21 protein-coding genes, 1 tRNA gene, 1 pseudogene and 1 riboswitch are annotated in these 21,416 nt (G+C 65.7%); of the genes and pseudogenes, 16 read left to right on the forward strand and 7 right to left on the reverse strand.

Annotated features, from left to right (window positions below; all coding sequences use genetic code 11):
* Positions 1 to 357: transcriptional regulator NrdR (nrdR, locus tag VMJ11_RS25610; RefSeq protein WP_325623006.1), on the reverse strand; the 357-nt coding region annotated here is incomplete at its 3' end.
* Positions 358 to 375: 18 nt separating this feature from the next.
* Positions 376 to 1,623: a serine hydroxymethyltransferase gene (gene glyA / locus VMJ11_RS25615; protein ID WP_325623008.1), complete on the reverse strand. Its 1,248-nt coding sequence runs from the start codon at positions 1,621 to 1,623 to the stop codon at positions 376 to 378.
* A gap of 160 nt (positions 1,624 to 1,783) precedes the next feature.
* A riboswitch (ZMP/ZTP riboswitch) is annotated at positions 1,784 to 1,935 on the reverse strand.
* A 209-nt stretch (positions 1,936 to 2,144) separates the two neighbouring features.
* Here glyA and ydfG point away from each other — a divergent pair.
* From ydfG to VMJ11_RS25660, 9 genes are all read left to right on the forward strand, one after another.
* Positions 2,145 to 2,891 (forward strand): bifunctional NADP-dependent 3-hydroxy acid dehydrogenase/3-hydroxypropionate dehydrogenase YdfG, encoded by a 747-nt coding sequence (gene ydfG / locus VMJ11_RS25620; protein WP_325623010.1) that lies wholly within the window; start codon positions 2,145 to 2,147, stop codon positions 2,889 to 2,891.
* A gap of 68 nt (positions 2,892 to 2,959) precedes the next feature.
* On the forward strand, positions 2,960 to 3,454 hold the full coding sequence (gene ybgC / locus VMJ11_RS25625) for a tol-pal system-associated acyl-CoA thioesterase (protein ID WP_325623012.1): 495 nt from the start codon (positions 2,960 to 2,962) through the stop codon (positions 3,452 to 3,454).
* A 154-nt stretch (positions 3,455 to 3,608) separates the two neighbouring features.
* On the forward strand, positions 3,609 to 4,286 hold the full coding sequence (tolQ, locus tag VMJ11_RS25630; protein ID WP_325623014.1) for a protein TolQ: 678 nt from the start codon (positions 3,609 to 3,611) through the stop codon (positions 4,284 to 4,286).
* A gap of 27 nt (positions 4,287 to 4,313) precedes the next feature.
* Entirely contained in the window at positions 4,314 to 4,760 is a 447-nt protein-coding gene (gene tolR, locus VMJ11_RS25635; RefSeq protein ID WP_325623016.1) for a protein TolR, read from the forward strand.
* Positions 4,757 to 5,749, forward strand: coding sequence for a cell envelope integrity protein TolA (gene tolA / locus VMJ11_RS25640; RefSeq protein ID WP_325623018.1), 993 nt, complete (start codon positions 4,757 to 4,759; stop codon positions 5,747 to 5,749). Before tolR ends, tolA begins: the two co-directional genes overlap by 4 nt.
* A 146-nt stretch (positions 5,750 to 5,895) precedes the next feature.
* The gene (gene tolB, locus VMJ11_RS25645) at positions 5,896 to 7,188 is read left to right on the forward strand and encodes a Tol-Pal system beta propeller repeat protein TolB (RefSeq protein WP_325623040.1); all 1,293 of its coding nucleotides are present in this window, start codon (positions 5,896 to 5,898) and stop codon (positions 7,186 to 7,188) included.
* Between the two features lie 18 nt (positions 7,189 to 7,206).
* Positions 7,207 to 7,710 (forward strand): peptidoglycan-associated lipoprotein Pal, encoded by a 504-nt coding sequence (gene pal / locus VMJ11_RS25650; RefSeq protein WP_325623020.1) that lies wholly within the window; start codon positions 7,207 to 7,209, stop codon positions 7,708 to 7,710.
* Between the two features lie 23 nt (positions 7,711 to 7,733).
* Entirely contained in the window at positions 7,734 to 8,483 is a 750-nt protein-coding gene (gene ybgF / locus VMJ11_RS25655) for a tol-pal system protein YbgF (protein WP_325623022.1), read from the forward strand.
* Positions 8,484 to 8,661: 178 nt separating this feature from the next.
* A tRNA-Lys gene (locus tag VMJ11_RS25660) sits at positions 8,662 to 8,737 on the forward strand.
* Positions 8,738 to 9,010: 273 nt separating this feature from the next.
* Here VMJ11_RS25660 and VMJ11_RS25665 read toward each other — a convergent pair.
* From VMJ11_RS25665 to VMJ11_RS25675, 3 genes are all read right to left on the reverse strand, one after another.
* On the reverse strand, positions 9,011 to 9,601 hold the full coding sequence (locus VMJ11_RS25665; RefSeq protein ID WP_325623023.1) for a YceI family protein: 591 nt from the start codon (positions 9,599 to 9,601) through the stop codon (positions 9,011 to 9,013).
* Positions 9,602 to 9,655: 54 nt separating this feature from the next.
* On the reverse strand, positions 9,656 to 10,231 hold the full coding sequence (locus VMJ11_RS25670) for a YceI family protein (RefSeq protein WP_414694469.1): 576 nt from the start codon (positions 10,229 to 10,231) through the stop codon (positions 9,656 to 9,658).
* Positions 10,232 to 10,303: 72 nt separating this feature from the next.
* Positions 10,304 to 10,873, reverse strand: a complete 570-nt coding sequence (locus VMJ11_RS25675) for a cytochrome b (RefSeq protein ID WP_414694470.1) — start codon at positions 10,871 to 10,873, stop codon at positions 10,304 to 10,306.
* A 99-nt stretch (positions 10,874 to 10,972) separates the two neighbouring features.
* Here VMJ11_RS25675 and VMJ11_RS25680 point away from each other — a divergent pair, with 99 nt between their 5' ends.
* Together VMJ11_RS25680 and VMJ11_RS25685 are read left to right on the forward strand one after the other, a co-directional pair.
* The gene (locus VMJ11_RS25680; protein ID WP_325623026.1) at positions 10,973 to 11,890 is read left to right on the forward strand and encodes a LysR family transcriptional regulator; all 918 of its coding nucleotides are present in this window, start codon (positions 10,973 to 10,975) and stop codon (positions 11,888 to 11,890) included.
* Positions 11,891 to 12,179: 289 nt separating this feature from the next.
* Positions 12,180 to 12,551: a hypothetical protein gene (locus tag VMJ11_RS25685; RefSeq protein WP_325623028.1), complete on the forward strand. Its 372-nt coding sequence runs from the start codon at positions 12,180 to 12,182 to the stop codon at positions 12,549 to 12,551.
* Between the two features lie 177 nt (positions 12,552 to 12,728).
* Here the strand turns inward: VMJ11_RS25685 and VMJ11_RS25690 are convergent.
* Positions 12,729 to 13,355, reverse strand: a pseudogene (locus VMJ11_RS25690) (ParB-like protein); the annotation flags it as partial.
* Between the two features lie 390 nt (positions 13,356 to 13,745).
* Here VMJ11_RS25690 and VMJ11_RS25695 point away from each other — a divergent pair.
* A complete protein-coding gene (locus VMJ11_RS25695; RefSeq protein ID WP_325623030.1) occupies positions 13,746 to 14,561 on the forward strand; it encodes a mechanosensitive ion channel family protein in 816 nt (271 codons plus the stop codon).
* A 144-nt stretch (positions 14,562 to 14,705) separates the two neighbouring features.
* Here VMJ11_RS25695 and VMJ11_RS25700 read toward each other — a convergent pair whose 3' ends face one another.
* Entirely contained in the window at positions 14,706 to 15,392 is a 687-nt protein-coding gene (locus VMJ11_RS25700; protein ID WP_325623032.1) for a DedA family protein, read from the reverse strand.
* 245 nt (positions 15,393 to 15,637) lie between these two features.
* Here VMJ11_RS25700 and mutL point away from each other — a divergent pair, with 245 nt between their 5' ends.
* The 4 genes from mutL to VMJ11_RS25720 form a co-directional block, all read left to right on the forward strand.
* The gene (gene mutL / locus VMJ11_RS25705; protein ID WP_325623033.1) at positions 15,638 to 17,827 is read left to right on the forward strand and encodes a DNA mismatch repair endonuclease MutL; all 2,190 of its coding nucleotides are present in this window, start codon (positions 15,638 to 15,640) and stop codon (positions 17,825 to 17,827) included.
* Positions 17,824 to 18,834 carry a tRNA (adenosine(37)-N6)-dimethylallyltransferase MiaA gene (gene miaA / locus VMJ11_RS25710; protein WP_325623035.1) on the forward strand — a complete coding sequence of 337 codons (1,011 nt, stop codon included), beginning with the start codon at positions 17,824 to 17,826 and terminating at the stop codon, positions 18,832 to 18,834. The genes mutL and miaA overlap by 4 nt, the downstream gene beginning before the upstream one ends.
* 351 nt (positions 18,835 to 19,185) lie before the next feature.
* Entirely contained in the window at positions 19,186 to 20,592 is a 1,407-nt protein-coding gene (gene dalD, locus VMJ11_RS25715) for a D-arabinitol 4-dehydrogenase (protein WP_325623037.1), read from the forward strand.
* A gap of 144 nt (positions 20,593 to 20,736) precedes the next feature.
* Positions 20,737 to 21,416 (forward strand): FGGY family carbohydrate kinase (locus VMJ11_RS25720; protein ID WP_325623038.1); only part of this gene is annotated, 680 nt, incomplete at its 3' end.

Genomic DNA, 21,416 nt, shown 5'->3' on the forward strand with positions numbered 1-21,416 from the left:
GAGCTCGCGCAACTCGGCCATCACGAGCTCGCCAAGACGCTCGCTGCGCACTTCGCGCTCGCCGCTGCCGAGCAGTTGATATTCGATGCGGGCAACCGCCGCGTCGATCGCATCGGCCGCAACCGGGCGCTTGCGCAACGCCAGTTGCATGCTCGCCATGATCTTGCGGCGGTCGAATTCCGTGCGGCTGCCATCCTTCTTGACCACGGCAGGCATGGCCAGCTCGACCCGCTCGTACGTCGTGAAACGCTTGTCGCAGGCCGGGCAGCGGCGGCGGCGCCGGATCGCGGCGCCGTCTTCGGACACGCGCGAGTCAACGACCTGCGTGTCTTCGTGCCGGCAGAAGGGGCAGCGCATACTGAGTCGGCGCCAGGCTTAGCGATAAACCGGGAAGCGTTTCGTCAGCTCGGCGACCTGCGTGCGCACGCGCTCGATCGTCGCCGCGTCTTCCGGATTGTCGAGCACGTCGGCAATCAGGTTGCCCACCTGCTCGGCTTCCTTCACGCCAAAGCCGCGCGTCGTCATCGCCGGCGAACCGAGGCGGATGCCGCTCGTCACGAACGGCTTTTCCGGGTCGTTCGGGATCGCGTTCTTGTTGACCGTGATGTGCGCAGCGCCGAGCGCGGCTTCCGCAGCCTTGCCGGTGATGTTCTTCGCGCGCAGGTCCACGAGCATCACGTGGCTTTCCGTGCGGCCCGAAACGATGCGCAGGCCACGCTTGACCAGCGTTTCCGCCAGCACGCGCGCGTTCTCGACCACGTGCTGCTGGTAGGTCTTGAATTCCGGCGAAAGCGCTTCCTTGAACGCCACGGCCTTGCCGGCGATCACGTGCATGAGCGGACCGCCCTGGATGCCCGGGAAGATGGCCGAGTTGATCTGCTTCTCGAACTCCGCCTTCATCAGGATCACGCCGCCGCGCGGGCCGCGCAGGCTCTTGTGCGTGGTCGTGGTGACGAAGTCGGCGAACGGCACCGGGTTCGGGTAGACGCCCGCAGCCACGAGGCCCGCGTAGTGCGCCATGTCGACCATGAAGTACGCGCCCACGCTCCTGGCGATCTTCGAGAGACGCTCGAAGTCGATGCGCAGCGCGAACGCCGAGGCGCCCGCCACGATGAGCTTCGGCTTATGTTCCTGGGCGAGCTTTTCTGCGGCGTCGTAGTCGATGTCTTCGGCTTCGTTCAAGCCGTAGCTCACGACGTTGAACCACTTGCCCGACATGTTGACCGGCGAACCGTGCGTGAGGTGGCCACCGTGCGCGAGGCTCATGCCCATGATCGTGTCGCCCGGCTTGAGCATGGCGAAGAACACGCCCTGGTTGGCCTGCGAGCCCGAATTCGGCTGGACGTTCGCGGCTTCGGCGCCGAACAGCTGCTTCACGCGGTCGATCGCGAGCTGCTCGACGATATCCACATATTCGCAGCCGCCGTAATAGCGCTTACCGGGATAGCCTTCGGCGTACTTGTTCGTGAGCTGCGAACCCTGAGCGGCCATGACCGCCGGAGACGTGTAGTTTTCCGACGCGATGAGCTCGATGTGCTCTTCCTGGCGACGGTTCTCGAGTTCGATCGCCTTGAAGAGTTCGGGATCGACGTTGGCGATGGTGCTTTCGGCTCTGTCAAACATACGGGTTCCGTTAAGTGTGTTCAGGTTGACCGGGTCTCGCGCGGAACGCGTAGCGGGTACGCGGCGCTGCTGGCGAAGAGGCCAGCCTTGACGTGGCGGAAGAAGGTGCCGCACACGCGAGGCAGGGCAGCCCCAGCAGCGCTAACGAAAGCGCGCGGTTTTCGGCTGCCCAGGCGAACGGCAAAACGGCACCCTGCGCTTCACGGTGGGTCGTTCCACCTTCAGCCCCCAATAGCGCGCGCATTACTGCCTCGCATTACTGTCACATCGCGCGGCTATTCCGGGACCCTATCGCCAGTCACGCAGGGATTGAGCGCGTTAGTGTATTGGATCAACCGGGAATAGGCAACCGCCCGCGCCCGTCCTTCGCCAGCGCACCTTTCGCCGTGTTTTCGACCGTGTCTGCGGCCCCGGCGATGCCCGCCATGCGAGCCGCGCGCGTTCTGCCCCTTCCTTGCCGCGACGCGGCATTGGAAGTAGGCTTTCCCCTTTCCTCGCCTTCCACCGACCAGGGAGTCATCATGATCGTCTTCGTTACCGGCGCGTCCGCGGGCTTCGGCGCCGCCATCGCCCGGGCCTTCGTCAGGGGCGGACATCGCGTCGTCGCCACCGCCCGCCGCAAGAACCGCCTCGACGCCCTCGCCGCCGAACTCGGCGACGCCCTCCTGCCCATCGAGCTCGACGTGCGCGAGCGCGCCGCCGTCGAGGCCGCGCCCGCCTCCCTGCCGCCCGAATTCGCCGCCGTCGATGTGCTCGTCAACAACGCGGGCCTCGCACTCGGCGTCGAGCCCGCGCAAAAGGCCGACCTCGACGAATGGGAGACCATGATCGACACCAACTGCACAGGGCTCGTGCAGGTCACGCACGCTTTCCTGCCCGGCATGGTCGAGCGCAACCGCGGCCACATCTTCAACCTGGGTTCGGTGGCGGGCCGCTGGCCGTATCCGGGCGGCAACGTCTATGGCGCGACCAAGGCGTTCGTGCGCCAATTTAGCCTGAACCTGCGCGCGGACCTCGCGGGCACCGCGCTGCGCGTGACCGACATCGAGCCGGGCCTGTGCGGAGGCACCGAGTTTTCGAACGTGCGCTTTCGCGGCGACGACGCCAAGGCGGCCAACGTCTACAAAGACGTGCAGCCGCTCACGGCCGAGGACATCGCCGACTCGATCTACTGGATCGCCACGCGCCCGGCGCACGTCAACATCAATACGATCGAGCTGATGCCCGTCGCCCAGTCGTTCGCCGGCCTTAGCATCCATCGCGGCTAGAGATAGCTTACGTTTCAATTACATTCGTCGCTCGTACGAAAGGCGTTGGGGCTGCGCGTTCCGGTAGAATGCGCGGCATGGAAAATTCCACCAGCAAGCCGGACGCGGCGGCGCGCCCGGCCGGGCGCGGTTTTACGTGGCCGGTCCGGGTCTATTACGAGGACACCGACGCCGGCGGCATCGTGTTTTACGCGAATTACCTGAAGTTTTTCGAACGCGCGCGTACCGAATGGCTGCGCGCGTGCGGCGTCGATCAGCGTCGGCTCGCCGAGGAAACGGGCGTGCTCTTCGTGGTGCGCAGCACCGCGCTCGACTACCGTTTGCCCGCGCGACTCGACGACGTCGTCACAACCGTGAGCCGCGTCGAGAAACTCGGCCGCGCTTCGGTCGACTTCGTGCAGGAAGCCTGGCGCGACGGCACGTTGCTCGTCACGGGCGTGATCCGCGTTGCCTGCGTCGATGGGGCAGCCATGCGCCCCGCCCCCATTCCTCCCCACGTTCATGAAGCCTTGCAACGTGGGCCGCAGAAAGACCTGCACGCCGTGTCAACGGCGGTGCAGTAATTACCGTTGATACGACGCCAGTGAACTCGCGCCGGTCAATGCAGGACCAAGCAGGGTTCGGCCGCGACGGCGCGAAAGCTTCCCAAACGCCTACGGGAAGCCTCACGTTGTCTTGCAGCCGCTCGCCCCTTTCGGGACGTCAAAACGAACCTTTATGAACACGACACAAGATCTATCGATCATCTCTCTCGTCCTTAATGCGAGCATCCTGGCACAGGCGGTGATGGGGCTTCTCCTGCTCCTTTCGCTGATCTCCTGGACTTTTATCTTCCGCAAGTGGTTTGCCATCCGCCGGGCGCGCACCCAGACCGAGCGCTTCGAGCGCGATTTCTGGTCTGGCGGCGACCTGCAGGCGCTCTACCAGAGTGCGGCGAACAACCGTCACACAATCGGCGCGCTCGAGCGTATCTTTGAATCGGGCATGCGCGAATTCCTGAAGGCAAAAGAAAAGCGCCTGAACGATCCGAGCCTCGTGCTCGACGGCGCGCGCCGCGCGATGCGCGCGGCCTTCCAGCGCGAGATGGATGCGCTCGAGGCGAACCTCTCGTTCCTCGCTTCCGTCGGCTCGGTGAGCCCGTACATCGGTCTTTTCGGCACGGTCTGGGGGATCATGAACGCGTTCCGTGGCCTCGCGAACGTGCAGCAGGCGACGCTCGCCAACGTCGCGCCCGGCATTGCCGAAGCGCTGACGGCGACCGCAATCGGTCTGTTTGCCGCCATTCCGGCGGTGGTCGCGTACAACAGCTACGCACACGACATCGACCGGCTCGCGATCCGCTTCGAAACCTTCATCGAAGAATTTTCGAACATCCTGCAGCGTCAGGCCCACTAATCTTCACCAGTCAGCAAGGAGTCGAAGATGGCAGGCTCAGTTCGTTCGAGCATGCGAGGCAGCCGCTCACGCCGTGCGATGGCCGACATCAACGTCGTGCCGTATATCGACGTGATGCTGGTGCTGCTCGTGATCTTCATGGTGACGGCGCCGCTCGTCGCGCCGTCCATCGTCAATCTGCCGACCGTCGGCGGGGCGTCGCAGCAGCAGCAAACCCCGCCGGTAGTGGTCAACATTCGCCCCGACGGCAATCTGAGCGTACGCTACAAGGATGACTCCGGCGCCACGCAGCAGGAAAACATGACGCGCGCCGATCTCAACAGCTTCGTCGCCGATCGCGAGCAAAACCATCCCGACCAGCCCGTCGTGATCGCCGCCGACAAGTCCGTCAAGTACGAGACCGTGATGAACGTGATGTCCGACCTGAAGTCACATGGCGTCAAGCGCGTCGGACTGCTCGTCAAATCGCAATGACCCGGAAGAACGATTCATATCCGCTGCAGCCTCCGCGCGAACGTGGCACGGGACGTGCTCTCACGCTCGCGGTGCTCATGCACGTGCTGTTGGCCTTCTTCCTCTATCACGGGATCCACTGGCAAAACAGCACGCCAGCGGGCGCCGAAGCGGAGCTGTGGACGGAGGTGCCGGACATGTCGACGCCGCAGCCAGTAGCGCCGCCCGCGCCGGTTGCCCCTGCCCCGCCGCCGCCCCAAACCGAGGAAGCCGACATCGCGCTGCAACAGCAAAAGCGTAAGCAGCAAGAGGCGGCGCGCGAGGCGCAACTGGCCGAGCAGCAGCGCATCAAGCAGCAGCAGGAAGCCGAGGCGAAGCGCCAGCAGCAGCTCGCGGCCCAGCAGGCTGCGCAGCTCGCCGCCCAGCAAAAGGCGGAGAAGCTCAAGCAGCAGCAAGCGCAACAGCAGGCCGCGGCCGAAAAGCTCAAGCAGCAGCAGGACGCACTGAAGAAGCAGCAGCAACAGGAAGAGCAGCAAAAGCAGGCGCAGCTCGAGGCCCAGAAGAAAGCCGACGCCGAGAAGGCCGCGAAGGCGAAGGCGCAGGCCGAAGCCCAGTCCAAGAAGCTCGACGCGGAACGTCGCGCGCGCATCGCGCAGATGCAGGGCGCGATGGGCGGCGGCGAAGGTTCGAGCGGCAACGGTCTCGCGAAGAGCGGCACCGGCAGCGGCTCGGGCGGCAATGCGGCTTCGCCGGGCTACTCAGACAAGGTGCGGAGGCGCGTACAGCCGAACATCATCTGGGCGGGCGAGACGGCGGGGCTCGAAACAGAGATCGCAGTGCGCTGCGCACCTAGCGGCACGTTGCTCTCGGCGAAGATTTCGCGCAGCAGCGGTAATTCGCAGTGGGACGACGCCGCATTGCGCGCCGTCCAGCGCTCGGATCCGATGCCGCTCGACACGGATGGCAAAGCACCGTCGAGCTTTTTGATTACCTTGCGCCCGGGAGGCTAACGGCGGCAACGAGGTTCAGAAGCATTGAGGAAAGCCGGCGCGCGACAGTGGATGAAGCAGCAGACCAAGGAACGAATCGAACATTTCCGGGTCATTCTGCTGTTGCGCGGTATGACAAAAATTGCTTTTTCAGGAAACATCACAGTATGAGTTTGATGACGAAGCTTGGCCTGCGAACCCTCGTCGCGTCTTGCCTGATTACGGCGGGCGGCGCAGCGAACGCACAACTCAACGTCCTCGTCACCGGCGTGGGCTCCACCCAGTTCCCCATCGCGACGGCAAACTTCGCCGGCGAAGCGAATTCGCCCGAGCAGGTCGCGGCCATCGTCCGCGCCGACCTTGCTCGCAGCGGCAAATTCACCAATATCGATGCGGGCAGTGCGCCGGTCTCGGAGAACGACTCCGTCGACCTCGGCAGCTGGAAGGCCAAGGGCGCCAATGCGTTCGTCGCGGGCAGCGTGAACAAGCTCGCCAACGGCCAGTACGAAGTGCGCTTCAAGCTCTACGACACTGTTAAGGGCGAAAGCCTCGGCGGCCTCGTGCTGACGAGCCCGCCAGCCGGACTGCGCATGACCGCGCACAAGGTTGCGGACTACATCTATCAAAAGCTGCTCGGCGATCGCGGCGTGTTCGCCACGCGTTTTTCGTACGTGATCAAGACCGGCAACCGCTACCAGTTGCAGATTTCGGACTCCGACGGTCAGGACGCGCACATCGCGCTCTCGAGCCCCGAGCCGATCATCTCGCCGGCCTGGTCGCCCGACGGCACCAAGGTCGCTTACGTCTCTTTCGAAAAGAAGAAGCCGATCGTCTACGTGCATGACCTGCCCACGGGTCGCCGCGTCATCATCTCCGACCAGAAGGGCAACAACTCGGCGCCCGCCTGGTCGCCGGACGGACGCACGCTCGCAGTAGCCCTGTCGCGCACGGGCAACACGCAGATCTTCGCCGTCAACGCCGACGGCTCCGGTCTGCGCCGCCTCACGCAAGGCACGACGATCGACACCGAGCCCACCTACTCTCCTGACGGACGCTGGATTTATTTCACGAGCGACCGCGGCGGCCAGCCTCAGATCTACAAGATGCCGGCCCAGGGCGAAAGCGCCGGAGCGGCACAGCGCGTGACGTTCACCGGCAACTACAATACGAGCCCGCGGGTCAGCCCCGATGGCAAACAACTGGCGTACATCTCACGCACGGGTGGCGGATTTAAACTGTACATTCAAGATCTGCAATCCGGTGTCGCCACGGCGCTCACTGACACGACACATGACGAATCGCCGAGCTTCGCGGCGAACGGTCAGTACATTCTTTACGCCACACAGGTGAACGGCCGTGGCGTGCTGGCTGCCGTTTCGACCGACGGTCGTACGCGGCAAATCCTGTCCGTTCAGGGCGGCAGCGTACGCGAGCCGTCCTGGGGTCCCTTTATGCAATAACACTTCAGGAGAGTAGAAATGATGTCGAAGAAAATCCGCCTGGCCTTGGCCGTGTTGATGATTGGCGCGCTTGCCGCGTGTAAGTCGGGTGTCAAGGAAGAGAATCAGGCCGGCGCGATGAGCACGCAACCGAACCCGAACGCGGTTGCCCAGGTGAATGTCGACGAACTGAACAACCCGAACAGCCCGCTCGCCAAGCGTAGCGTGTACTTCGATTTCGACAGCTATGCCGTCAAGGACGACTACCAGTCGCTGCTGCAAGCTCACGCGCAATACCTCAAGACGCACCCGGAACGTCACGTCCTGATCCAGGGCAACACCGACGAGCGCGGCACGAGCGAGTACAACCTGGCGCTGGGTCAGAAGCGTGCTGAAGCGGTCCGCCGCGCCCTCTCGCTGATGGGCGTGCCCGATTCGCAAATGGAAGCTGTCAGCCTCGGTAAGGAAAAGCCGGTCGCACTGGGCCACGACGAAGCATCGTGGGCGCAGAACCGCCGTGCTGACCTCGTGTATCAACAGTAATTGAGCATTGGATGAAGGGGCGTATGTCGCACCGTATCTCCCCGCTGCGGGCAGCCGCAGCCGCCTGCGTGGCTGGGTTCGCCTTTGCGGCGCTGCCCGCTCACGCGGGTCTCTTCGATGACGATCAGGCGCGCCAGGCGATTCTCGACCTGCGCGCGAAAACGGACAGCCTGGCGAGCCAGTTGTCCGCCGCCCAGCGCACGATCCTCGACCAGTCCAACCATCTCGACCAGCTGAACCAGCAGGTCGCGACGTTGCGCGGACAGAACGAGGACATGGCGAACCAGTTGGCGACCCTGCAGAAGCAACAGAAGGACTACTACACGGATCTGGACACGCGACTCAAGAAGTTCGAGCCGCAACAACAGACCGTGGACGGTATGCAAGGCACGGTCCAACCGGGTGAGACGGATGCGTTCAACGCCGCTTCGCAGCAGTTCCGCAACGGCGACTTCAAGAACGCGGCTGCATCGTTCCGTAGTTTCATCTCGAAGTATCCGCAGAGTCCTTACCAGCCGACGGCGCAATACTGGCTCGGCAACGCGCTCTATGCGCTGAAGGACTACAAGGGGTCGACCGCCACGTGGCAGAGCGTGGTCAAGAACTACCCGCAACATCCGCGCGCCCCCGAGGCGCTGCTGGCGATTGCGAACAATCAGATCGAGCAGGGGCAAAAGGCTGCGGCCAAGCGCACGCTCGAGCAGATCGTCGCGCAATACGGCAGCTCGGATGTCGCCCAGACGGCGCAGAGCAAGCTTTCAGAGCTCAAATAAGCGCTGCTGGCTGGTTTTGGCGTGACGCGGCGGCATGCTCTGATGCCTGTACCGCGAAATGCGCCTCTCGCGTATAAGGAAGGCCCGGGGCACAGCGTGCCTCGGGCTTTTTCCATTGGTTTTGGGGCAAAATAGTTGACGCTTCTCGCGTGCCCAGCTATAATCCCGCTTCTCTTTTGGGTCGTTAGCTCAGTTGGTAGAGCAGCGGACTTTTAATCCGTTGGTCACTGGTTCGAATCCAGTACGGCCTACCAAAGAATCAAACGAAAAGCCCAGTCTCCGGACTGGGCTTTTTGCTTTGCGCGACGATCTTTCGTAGCGGGGCCGCGGTCCACGCCTCGCATGATATTTCGTTATGCTGATTATTATCATCGTGATCGAGCGTCGCCGTAGTCCGCAAATGTTTCGCGAGCGAAATCGCTAAACGGCGCACACGCGGCAGCACGCAAAAGAAGCCGTGCGCCAGAAAAGCACACGGACTTCTTCGTGAAAGCACCTGCGATGCGCGGCCAAGGCCGCGCGAGAGCTCATTCGGCCTTGATGCCTTCCACCTGGATCTGCAGCGTCGTGGCCGTCTTGAAGCCATACGACTCGCCCCAGTTCACGCCGTAATCCGCGCGGTCGAATTGCGCCGAAGCGTCGGCGCCGCACACTTCGCGCTTGAGCATCGGGTTCTGGAAGCACTTGAACGAATCGATCTTCAGGTTCAGCGGCTTCGTCACGCCGTGCAGCGTGAACGTGCCGATCACTTCCACCGGCTTGTCGCCGTCAAAGCGGATCGACGTGCCCTTGTAGGTGGCCGTCGGGTACTTCGCCGTGTCGAGGAATTCGGCCGAGCCCACGTGCTTGTCGAGCGTCGAGTTGCCGGTATCGATCGACGACGCATCGATCGTCACGTCCACCGTGCCCGTCTTCGCCGCGCGGTCGAGCGTCACCGTGCCCGAGCTCTTCGTGAACTTGCCGCGCCACACCGAGACGCCGCCGAAGTGATCGGCTTCGAAGCTCGGGTAGGTGTGCGTCGGGTCGAGGTTGTAGGTCGTGGCGGCCGCGAAGGCGGGCGTGGCGATGGCGGCGGCCAGTGCGGCAGCTGCCGCGGCGGCGAAAATCGTGGTCTTCATGAAGTGATTCCTGATGCGAGAGGGACTGCGTGAAAAATGAGTGGCCGGCACGCGTCAATGCGCGGCGGACACGATGTGAAACTTGATCTGCACGTCGTCGGCGACGACCGAGGTGTCCTTCCACTCGCCCGAGCCGATCTTGTATGCGAGGCGCTTGATGGGCAGCGTGCCGTCGAACACCTGGTTCGCGCCGTCCTTGCGGTACTGCACCGGCACGACGACATCGGTCGTCTTGCCCTTGATCGTCAGCTTGCCGGCAACCGTGAAGGCGCCGTTCGCACCCGGCTTGATTTGCGTCGAGACGAAGGTCGCGCGCGGGAAGTGCGCGGCGTCGAACCACTCGTCGCCAGCGACTTCCTTGTTGTATTCCGGTGCGCCGATGTCGAAGCTCGCCACCTCGACGTCGAGCTTCGCACTCGAAGCCGCGACGTTGGACGGATCGAAGCGCACGTCCGCGGTGAAGCGGTTGAAGCGGCCTTCGACAGGCACGTTCATCTGCTTGAAGACGGCGGTCACGGAGTTTTTCGCGGCTTCGGCGGCCGCATTGGCGTTCACGGCGAAAGCCGCGCCTGCGGCGAGTGCCGCGCCAAGCGCGACGACAGAAGCGGTACGGGCAAGACGTTGGATCATGGGTAGTCGGTCCAAGGTGGAATGCTTAGGGCAATGGGTTCGGCGCGCCCCTCGCGAGGGCCGGCCGGGCAATCAGTCGCGCGGCGTACCGAACGGCAGCATGCGAGCGAGGATGTTCTGCCGGTCGATGAATTGATGCTTGACGACCGCGAGCACGTGCAACACGACCGCGGCGAGCAACGTGTAGTTAAGCGCCACGTGCACGATGCGCAACACGCCTTTGAGCGCGGTGTCGGGGCCGATCAGCACGGGCAGCGGCCAGATGCCGAGGTACACGACCTGAATGCCGGCCGCCGAGCTGTAGAGGTAGCCCGTCGCCGGAATCGCGACCATCAGCACATAGAGCGCGAAGTGGCCCGCATGTGCGGCGCACTTTTCCCAGCCGTGCATCGAGCCCGGCAGCGCGGGGGCCGCATGCGTGACGCGCCACAGAATCCGCAGGAGCACGAGGGCGAGCACGGTCACGCCGATCCACTTGTGCCACGAGAAGTAGCGCAGCTTGGTGGGCGTGATGCCGGGGATGTCGGTCATGACCCAGCCAAGTGCGAAGCCCCAGACGATCAGCGTGGCGATCAGCCAGTGCAGCAGCATGGCGAAGCCGCTATAGCGGCCGGCGGCCTTGACGGAAGGGTTCATCGGCATACGACTCCAATATTCGAAGCGTGCACTTTACCCGGCCAAACATATTCAAACAATCGTCTAAAATGGATCGTTGTTATCTACTTTTTCGATACATCGACGATGGACCGCTCCCCTAGCCTCGAACAGCTGCGCGCGCTGATTGCCGTTGCCGAGACCGGCAGCTTCTCGGCCGCGGCGCGCCAACTCGACCGCGCGCAGTCGGTGGTCAGCTATACGATCGCCAATCTCGAAGCGCTGCTGGGCGTCGCGCTCTTCGCGCGCGGCAAGCGCAAGCCGGAGCTCACGCCTGCGGGCCGCGCGATCCTTGCCGACGCGCGCCGCCTCGATCTGCTCATGGGCCAGCTTAACGCCAAGGCCGCGGGCCTGCAGCGCGGCCTCGAGGGCGAGGTCTCGGTGGCCGTCGATGTGATGTTTCCGTCGCAGCGGCTCGTCGAGGCCTTGCAGGCGTTCGCGCTCGCGTTCCCGACGGTTGCGCTCAATCTCGCGATGGAAGCGCTCGGCAGCGTGCTCAAGCTCGTGCTCGACGGCGACTGTGCTTTCGGCATCAGCGGGCCAAACCAGAACTGGCCGCACGTGATCGAGGCGCAAGCCATCGGCACGGTCGAGCTCGTGCTCGTTGCGGCGCCTTGCCATCCGCTCGCCAGGGCGGAGCAGCCGGTGCGCATTTCCGACGCGCGCGAGCATACGCAGCTCGTTCTGACCGACCGCAGCCGCCTCACCGAAGGACAGACCTTCGGCGTGTACAGCAACCGCGCCTGGAAGCTCGGCGACCTCGGCGCGAAGCACAGGCTGCTGCTCGCGGGGCTGGGCTGGGGGTCGATGCCGAGGCATCTCGTGGAGGCCGACCTCGAAGCCGGGCGGCTCGTGCGCGTGGCGCTCGCGGACGGCAGCTCGGTGAACTACAACGTCTCGCTGATCCATCGAACCGATGCAGCGCGCGGCCCGGCGAGCGAGTGGCTCAGCCACTACCTGACGCACGGCACGCCGCCGCAAGCGCCGTTGCCAGACGCGCGCTGAAGCCGGAGCGCGCACGCACGAGCCCACATCCGTTGTACGAACGCAACCGCGCACACGCTTGACAATGCTTCACAAACCCGCGCGAGCCGCGCCACGCCTGGCGAGCGCGGCGACTTACGCCGTCCGAGCGCGCCGAGCGTTCAGTTGTCCGCATTTATCGAGATGCATCGCCATGCCAGGATCGCAGCTTCGCTCGCCGGGGAACACGTCGGGGAATGGGCTCGCAGCGCTTGCGTCGCCTTGCAGACCCTGCGCGAGCCTGACTTCGCCAGATCGGGCATCTCGCATCATGGTCAACTTCATCGCTGTTCTGCTTTCGAATCTCGCCTTGCTCGTCGGCGCGCGCGTGGGTTGCTGGCTCATTCGCTGCGCGCGCCCCGATCTCGCGCTGTACGGCACGAGCATCTTCCTGGGCTTGATGGCGTCCGCGCTCACGTTCGATACGGCTATCACCTTCCTCGTGTTCGCCGACGCAAGTGGCCCCTGGCGAGTGCACAACCCGAGCGAGACGTATCCGCAACGGGCTCTCGCCTACGTGCTTGCCGCCTTGCTCGCGCTACTCGCCGTGGGCTACGCACGCCGGCGCGAGGCACGCAAAGCGCCGGCAAGCGCGCTCGAGATCGAGACGTCTCCATACAGCAAATCGACACTGCCGATGTAAGCCGCGCGAGACGCTACGTCTCGCGCGGCGCGCATCCCACACGAGCCACCGCACAAGCCACACCTGCGCGCGGCCACCGCTTCAGCCCTTCTTGCTCTTGCCGCCCGTATCGTTCTTGCCGCTCTTGCCGTTCTTGCCGCCTTTGTCCGGCGCGGCCGCCGGGGCGGCAGCCGGCGCTGCGGGCACCACGCCCGACCAGCCCGGCAGATAGCGGGCTTCGGGATTGTGGGCGTGCGAGAGCGCGTCGGCGAGCGCACCATGGAAGTCCTTGTGCAGGCGCGTCGCAGCCACCTTGCGGCGCAGATAGTCGGCCCACAGGAATTCGCTGAACGGCGTCGCATCCTTGGCATACCCGCCCGCCGTGCGCAGCTCGCCCGCAAGGCTGCGATACGGGTCGTCGGCCAGCCCCAGGAGTTGCTTCGGCAACTGCTCGAAGTCGCAGCGCTCGCCCGCCGCATCGAACGGATGCACCCATTGGTTGTGCTCCATCATGCGCCAGAAAATGGTGGGCTCCAGCCACGAGAGATCCTTGAGCACGGTCACGCGCACACTCGCCACGCCCTCCTCGAGCCACGCACGTCCCAGGTGGTGGTGGTCGACCACGTAGTAGCGCGCCTTCGGCCCGAGCACGGCGGGAAACCAGTGGGAGTCGATGGCCGCCTCGCGGCCCTTCTTGTCCAGCGTGCTCCAGTGCTCGCGCTTGGCGTTCACCTCCCGGTAACCAACGGTGATCTGCGTGGGACGCAGCTCGTCGAGCTTCACGGTAATGAGGCGGAGATCGTTGTTGTGCAAGCTCATGGTCATGGCGGCCCTCCTTTGTCGTGTCCATACCGTTCGCGCAACGATACAGCCGAATGCGCGCGCGTGCCGTAACAATTGCCGATGCGCCAACTGAACCCCGCGCAGCGTCAATCCCGACGCGACCGGGCACGTTGGATGCAAGCTTTCGCCGCTTCGCCTATAAATGCACCGAGGAACAGACGACGGAACGCCACTACGCCCGTCATGCTCCCGCCAGCATCGCCCCTCGTCGATCCGCAGTCACCGGTCGACCCGAGCGAGTCCCGCAGCGCCGACTCGGGCGCCACGCAAGACGGGCCGCTGGTGCGCAGTCGCTTCAGCTTGCCGTCCCGGCAGTTCGCATGTCAGTTGCACGTCCATTCGAGCTCAATTAACGACACAAGCGAGGGCATTTTGGATCTCGAAACCATCCGCGCATTCGTCATGACCCGAGGCATCGACTTCGGGACCAAGGTCGTCGCGGCGATCGTCCTGTGGATCATCGGACGCTGGGCAATCAACATCATCGCCGGCTTGCTGCGCAAGGTGCTCGGGCGAAACGAACGCGTCGATCCCACGCTCGCGCATTACCTGAGCTCGATACTCGCCGCCGTGCTCAACCTGCTGCTGGTCCTCGCGATCCTCCAGGTGTTCGGCGTGCAGACCACTTCGTTCGCGGCGCTGCTCGCCGGTCTCGGCCTCGCCATCGGCACGGCGTGGGGCGGCCTGCTCGCGCATTTCGCGGCGGGCGTGTTCATGCAGGTGCTGCGACCGTTCAAGGTGGGCGACTTCGTGACGGCGGGCGGCGTGACGGGCACCGTCAAGGAGCTCGGCATCTTCGGCACGACCATCATCTCGCCGGACAACGTGGTGAACATCGTCGGCAACAACAAGATCTTCTCGGACACCATCTCGAACTACAGCGCAACGCCGGTACGCCGCGTCGAGCTGACCGCGAAGATCGCCAACGGCGTCGATCCGGTCGATGCCGCCAGCCGCCTGCGCGAGGCCATCGCGAAGATTCCGAACGTTTCGCCGGAGCCGGCGCCCGACGTCGAGATTCTCTCGTTCACGCCCGAAGGACCGCTGCTGGCCGTGCGGCCCTATACGAACAACGCGTCCTACTGGCAGGTCTACTTCGACACCAACCGCGCGATCGTCGAGACCTTCAGGAATGCGGGCTACCCTACGCCCGAAACGCCGTCGCTCATTCGCCGCGTGGGCTCGTAGCGCGTCGCGCCTCGCTTCCCGAAGTAGCCTCCAGAAAAAACGGCATCGCCCTCGCAGGCAATGCCGTTTTTTTGCGTTGCCGCTCGAGAAAGAATCGAGGGCCAATCTTGGGTAAATCCAGGGCAAATCGAGGAAAAAGCGCCCTCAGCCGCCGTTCGGCTTGCGCAGCGCGCCGCCGCGCGCATCCTTGCGCATCATCTTCCAGACGCCGCCGATCAGGACCGGCACGATCGCCGCGCCGATGCCGACGAGCACGATCACGTTGAGGTACTGGCGAATGAACGGAATGTTGCCGAAGAAGAACCCGAGCAGCACGAGCAGCAGCACCCAGAAGAGCGCGCCCGCTACGTTGAACAGCTGGAAGCGCTGCATGCTCATCTGCGAGACGCCGGCCACGAACGGCGCGAAGGTGCGCACGACGGGAATGAAGCGCGCGAGCACGATGGTCTTGCCGCCGTGGCGCTCGTAGAAGTCGTGCGTTTTCTGCAGCGCGGCGCGATCGAGAAAGCGTTCGAGCCCGCGAATGCGCGTATTGAACACCGCCGGCCCGATCGCGCGGCCAATCAGGTAGTTGACCGTATTACCCGTGATCGCCGCGACGATCAACAGCACGAGCAGCAAGCCGAGATTCATTTCATGCGTGGCCGCGAACGCCCCGCCGATGAAGAGCAGCGAGTCGCCCGGCAGGAACGGCAGCACCACGAGCCCGGTTTCGCAAAAGACGATCAGGAACAGAACCGCGTAGACCCAGGCACCGTACTGGTGGATGAAGACCCCTAGAAACTTGTCGATGTGCAAGACGAGGTTCGCGAACTGCAGCAGCGTATCCAAAAGTGTCCCTTATTGATCGTGGGCCGCGCGCCCGAAAAAGCGCGTTCGCCCAGTGTTGCGCGAGAAGCAAAATTGACCGCGCCATGATACCGAAAGTGCCCGGGCGTCACGAAGAATTCGCTTAATTTGGGTGAATGCGCGCACAAAGCACGGCAACTGCACAGTAGACGCACCGCGTGCGTGCGCCGCATTCGGGCGTCGTGCGTACGCCGGGCAGGCCGCGCCGACTCGTTATAATTGCGCGCATGTCTTCGAATCCCGAACTCACCGGCGCCGCGCACGATTCGGCTCAAGCCGATGCCGCCGATGCCGCCGATACCCCGGCCGCACCGCGCGCCGCGCGGCCCGCGCGTGCGATCCAGCCGCTGCCCGACCAGTTGATCAGCCAGATCGCCGCGGGCGAGGTGGTGGAACGGCCGGCCTCGGTCGTCAAGGAACTGCTCGAAAACGCGCTCGACGCGGGCGCGAGCACGCTGCGCATCCTGCTCGACGAGGGCGGCGTGAAGCGCATCTCGATCGCCGACGACGGCTGCGGCATTCCCGAGGGCGAGTTGCCGCTCGCGCTCATGCGTCACGCCACGAGCAAGATCCGCTCGCTCGCCGAACTGGAGAGCGTCGCGACGCTCGGGTTTCGCGGCGAAGCGCTGGCGTCGATCGCCTCGGTGGCCGAGATGTCGATCACGAGCCGCAGCGCCGAAGCGCCGCACGCCGTCAAGATCGACGCTCACACGGGCGCGATTGCGCCGGCGGCGGGCGGCCAGGGCACGACCATCGAGGTGCGCGAGCTGTACTTCAACACGCCCGCGCGCCGCAAGTTCCTGAAGAGCGAGCAAACCGAGCTCGGCCACTGTCTCGAGATGATCCGCCGCAGCGCGCTCGCGCGCCCCGACGTGGCGATCTCGGTCTTGCACAACGGCCGCGCGGTCGAGCACTGGAACGCGAGCGATCCGGGCACGCGCGTCTCGAAGATTCTTGGCGAAGTGTTCGCCACCGCGCACCTGCCGCTCGACGAGCGCGCGGGGCCGCTCGCCGTCTACGGCTGCGCAGGCCTGCCGACGGCAAGCCGCAATCGCGCCGACCAGCAGTACTTCTTCGTGAACGGCCGCTTCGTGCGCGACAAGCTGCTCACGCACGCGGTGCGCTCGGCGTACGAGGACGTGCTGCACGGCGACCGCTATCCGTCGTACGTGCTGTTCCTCGACCTGCCGCCCGAGGCCGTCGACGTGAACGTGCATCCCTCGAAGATCGAAGTGCGCTTCCGTGATTCGCGCTCGATTCACCAGTTCGTGTTTCATGCCGTGCAGCGCGCGCTCGCGCGCCATGCGGGCGCCTCGCCCGAGACGACTTCGGGCGGCCACGCCGCGCTCATCGAGCCGCGGCCCATGCCGGGCGCGGGCGTGCTGGGCACCTCCGCCGGTTTGGCCGCGGGCACGGCTGGCACGCCGGGCTTTTCGCGTAGCGGCGCTGCCCCAGGTGCCCCGGGCACGGCCGGCGGCTTCGGCGAGGACGGCAAGTTCGGCACCGCGAGCGTCGCGAGCAGCTTCGGCGGCTCGGGCGGCGCGGGCGGCGCGGGTTCGCGCACGTCGGGCTTCGCGCCGGCAAGCGGCGGCGCCGGCTCGGGCAGCGGCAACACCTGGCTGCGCCAGTCGCGCATGACGCAAGGCAGCCTGCCCGTCGCGCAGCCGCTCGCGCTCTACGACGCCCTCTTCGGCCGCAAGGACGTCGGCGCGGGAACGGCGCAAGGCGCGACCGTGCCGCAGGCGCAAGATGCCGCCGGCTCGATTGGCTCACTTGGCGCCTCCGGTGAAATGGCCGCCCACGCCGCACATGCCGCCTTCGAAGCCGGCGACGATCACCCGCTCGGCTTCGCGCTCGGCCAGGTGCACGGCATCTACGTGCTCGCGCAGAATGCGCGCGGCCTCGTGATCGTCGACATGCACGCCGCGCACGAGCGCATCCTCTACGAGCAGTTCAAGCAGGCGCTCGCCGAGCGCTCGCTGGCCGTGCAGCCCTTGCTGATTCCGATCTCGATGACGGCCGATCCCATCGAAACCGGCACCGTCGAGGAAGAAAAGGCCACGCTCGAGGCGCTCGGCTTCGACCTCGCCGTGCTCTCGCCCACATCGATCGCGATTCGCGCGGTGCCGGCGCTGCTCAAGGACGCCGACCTCCAGGCGCTCGCGCGCGCCGTGCTCACCGACCTGCATGCCTATGGCGGCTCGCGCGTGCTAACCGAGCGCCAGCACGAGATGCTCGGCACACTCGCCTGCCATCACGCGGTGCGCGCGAACCGGCGCCTCACGCTCGACGAGATGAACGCGCTCCTGCGCCAGATGGAAGCGACCGAGCGCGCCGACCAGTGCAATCATGGCCGGCCGACCTGGTACCAGCTCACGCTCGCCGATCTCGATCGGCTCTTCATGCGCGGTCAATGACGCAGTCGAATACACCGGCCGGCAGCAAGGATGCCCGCGCGCTGCCCGTCGCCTGCCTGCTCGGCCCCACGGCCTCCGGCAAGACGGCGGCGGCGCTCGCCTATGCCGCGCAGCAGGCGGCGCACGGGCGCACGGTGGAGATCGTGAGCGTCGACTCGGCGCTCGTCTATCGCGAGATGGACATCGGCACCGCGAAGCCTGGCGTCGAGGAGCGCGCGGCCGTCGCGCACCATCTGATCGACATCGTCGATCCCGTCGATGCGTATTCCGCCGCCGACTTTCGCGCCGACGCCCTGCGCGTGACGGGCGAGATCGTGGCGCGCGGCAACGTGCCGCTGCTCGTGGGCGGCACGATGCTCTACTACAAGGCGCTCACGCAAGGCCTCAACGACCTGCCCTCGGCCGACCCGGCCGTGCGCGCGCAACTCGACGCCGACGCCGCGCGCGAAGGCTGGCCCGCCATGCACGCGCGCCTCGCACAGGTCGACGCGGCCACGGCGGCGCGCCTCGCGCCGAACGATTCGCAGCGCATCCAGCGTGCGCTCGAAATCTACATGCTGGCCGGGCAGCCGATGTCGGTGCTGCTCGCCACGCCGTCCACGCGCGAGGACGAAGCCGCTCGCTATCGGTTCGTGCCGGTCGCGCTCGAACCGTCGGAGCGCGGCGTGCTGCATGCGCGCATCGCAGCACGCTTCGACGCCATGCTCGCGGGCGGTCTCGTCGACGAGGTGAAGACGCTGCGCGCGCGCGGCGACCTGAACCCGAACCTGCCTTCCATGCGCTGCGTGGGCTACCGGCAGGTGTGGGAATACCTGGACGGCGCGATCGACTACGACACCATGCGCGACAAGGGCGTGTTCGCCACGCGCCAGCTCTGCAAGCGCCAGCTCACCTGGCTGCGCGCGATGCCGGAGCGCATCGTCGTGGATTGCTGCGCGGCGGATGCGACCGCGCAGGCTGTCACAGCCGTCGCGGCAGTCGCGGCGGCGGAGCGCACTGGCGGTTAGGGCGAGCGCACCTATACGCCCGCCTCGCCCCTCTCCCATCCTCTTCGCAATTCCTGTATCGGGCGCCTTGTGCGCCACAACACACCCCTCTATCGCCCACGTAGCGGGCCTCAGCCCCGAGCGCGCGTCACGCCGCCTCGCACCGCGCCACTGAAACTCGCCGCCCTCGCTTGACTTTCCTGCGCCCGGATAAGATCATTCGTTCATTCAGTGAGCAATTGTTCCGTTTCCAGCCGATCGCCAAAATCGGCCGGCGTGAGATGCGCGTGTAAGGCGCGCACAAGCCAGGCGGCACGATCAGCTCTGCATGGGACGCGACTCAGCGCGCTCCACAGGAGACAGGAGACACCTATGAACAGCGAACGCGGCGACGCGAACGTGATCCTGCACATCGGCGCCGGGTCGTTCCACCGCGCGCATCAGGCGTGGTATCTGCATCGCGTGAATCTCGCGCGCAAGCCCGACGAGCCGACGTGGTCGCTCACCGTCGGCAATATCCGCTCCGACATGAACGCCGTGCTCGATGCGCTCGCCGCGCAAAACGGCGTGTACACGCTCGAAACCGTCACGCCACAGGGCGAGCGCGCTTACGAGACGATCCGCTCGATCACGCGCGTGCTGCCGTGGTCCGCCGACCTCGCCGGCCTCATCGACGCGGGCGCCGAAGCGGCGTGCAAGATCATCGCGTTCACGGTGACCGAAGGCGGCTATTACCTCGACGAGCACGATCGCCTCGACACGGCGAACCCCGACCTCGCCGCCGATCTGTCCGGTGCGCGCACGACGATCTACGGCGCGCTCGCGGCGATCCTCGAAGCGCGCATGGCGCGCAACGGCGGCCCCGTCACGCTGCAGACCTGCGACAACCTGCGCAGCAACGGCAAGCGCTTTCACGCGGGCATGCGCGAATTCCTCGCGCTGCGCGGCGCGACGGCGCTGCGCGACTGGTTCGACGCGAACACGTCCTGCCCCGACTCGATGGTCGACCGCATCACGCCGCGCCCCACACCCGACGTGCGCGAACGCGTGAAGGCCGCGACCGGTGTGGACGACGCCTGCCCGGTGATGGGCGAGGCGTTCATCCAGTGGGTGATCGAGGATCACTTCTGCGCGGGGCGGCCCGCGTGGGAACGCGCGGGCGCGGAGCTCGTCGAGTCGGTCATGCCCTACGAGGAAGCGAAGATCCGCATCCTCAACGCGACGCATAGTTGCATCGCGTGGGCCGGCACGCTGATCGGCCTCGACTACATCCACGAAGGCACGAACGACAGCGATATCCGCAGCTTCGCGCGCGAATACGTGAGCGAGGACGTGATCCCCTGCCTCACGCCGAGCCCGCTCGATCTCGCGAAGTATCGCGACGTCGTGCTCGAACGCTTCAGCAACCCGTACATCCAGGACACGAACCAGCGCGTGGCCGCCGACGGCTATTCGAAGATCCCCGGCTTCATCGCGCCGACGCTCGCGCAGCGCATCGCCGCGGGCGCCACGCCCGCCGCCACGGCCGTGCTTCCCGCGCTCTTCCTGCGCTTTCTCGAGCGCTGGCACAAGGGCACGCTGCCCTACCGCTACCAGGACGGCGTGATGGACGAGCCAGCCGTGCACCGCATGTTCGAAAGCGGCGAGCCTGCCGCGGCATTTCTCGCCGACAAGCTGCTCTGGGGCAGCCTCGCCGGTAACTCGACGCTCGACAGCGCCGTGCGCGGCGCGCTCGCGCGCGTGGACCGGTGGCTCGCCTCTCGCGGCTGCAGCGTTTGATCGCAACCTGCGATTCGATCGATTCGATCGATTCGGGCAACCGGTCGAACACGCGCCAAGCGCGCCCTGCGGGTCGGCGCGCATGGCGTCGCGCCCGGCGCGCGGATAAAGTAGCGCAACCCTCATTACGATTTCAGCGCGCCCATGTATCTCGGCATCGACCTCGGCACCTCCGAAGTGAAAGTCCTGCTGCTCGCGCCCGACGGCCGCGTGATCGGCACCGCCGGCTCGCCCTTCACCGTGTCGCGGCCACACCCGCGCTGGTCCGAGCAGAATCCCGCCGACTGGTGGAATGGCACGCGCCGCGCGCTCGCCGCGCTGCGCGAGGCCCATCCGCAAGCATTCGCGCAGGTGCGCGGCATTGGCCTCTCCGGGCAGATGCATGGCGCCGTGCTGCTCGACGCGCACGACAACGTGCTTCGCCCGGCGATCCTGTGGAACGACATGCGGGCCGTCGATGAATGCGCCGAGCTCACGGCGCGTGCGCCGCAACTGCATCGCATTGCCGGCAATCTCGCGATGCCCGGCTTCACCGCGCCCAAGCTGCTGTGGGTTGCGCGCCACGAGCCGCAAATCTTCCGGCAAACGGCCTGCGTGTTGCTGCCGAAGGACTACCTGCGCCTTTGCCTCACAGGCGGCAAGGTCTCCGATCCGTCCGACGCGGCGGGCACGCTCTGGCTCGACGTGGCGAAGCGCGACTGGTCCGACGCCCTGCTCGACGCCTGCAACATGACGCGCGCGCAAATGCCCTCGCTCGCCGAAGGCAGCGCGCCCTCCGGCACGCTCCTGCCCGAGCTCGCGCGCGAATTCGGCCTGCGCGAGGA

The organism is Paraburkholderia sp. (genome assembly GCF_035501035.1).
In the GTDB taxonomy this organism is placed as follows: Bacteria; Pseudomonadota; Gammaproteobacteria; order Burkholderiales; family Burkholderiaceae; genus Paraburkholderia.